Genomic DNA, 419 nt, shown 5'->3' on the forward strand with positions numbered 1-419 from the left:
AATGTGGACAGCGGTATCGGCGCAATGGCGGCGTACATCCACAGGCTGAACATTCTGCCGTAGACCGTGAGGATCATGGTAAAGGATAAAACCGTAATCAGCAGCCCGCCGATCAGCGTAACCGCCCACAGCGGGATGCTATCCCAAAAGCCCACATTGTTGATGGCGTCGATCAACTCCTGCGGCAGCGACACGCTGCTCATGCCAGAGCTGCCCGATTGGGTAATAATGGTGGACACCATGCCCTGCACAATGGAGAAAACCGCCAGCATTAACTCCAACCCATAGGTCACCGCACCCTTTGCCAGCGCAAAACGGATGAACAGCTTGAGCGCGTGTTCCGGCTTTTTGACTTCCACAAAGCTACCGCAGGTTTTCATGACGCCCACAGCAAAAAACAGCACGAGCAGCCCATAGCC

1 pseudogene is annotated in these 419 nt (G+C 55.1%); it reads right to left on the reverse strand.

Features of this window, described 5'->3' with window-relative positions:
• Positions 1-419 (reverse strand): annotated as a pseudogene (locus NE623_RS14485) (hypothetical protein); the annotation flags it as partial.

This window comes from Gemmiger formicilis, assembly GCF_024462815.1.
GTDB lineage: Bacteria > Bacillota > Clostridia > Oscillospirales > Ruminococcaceae > Gemmiger.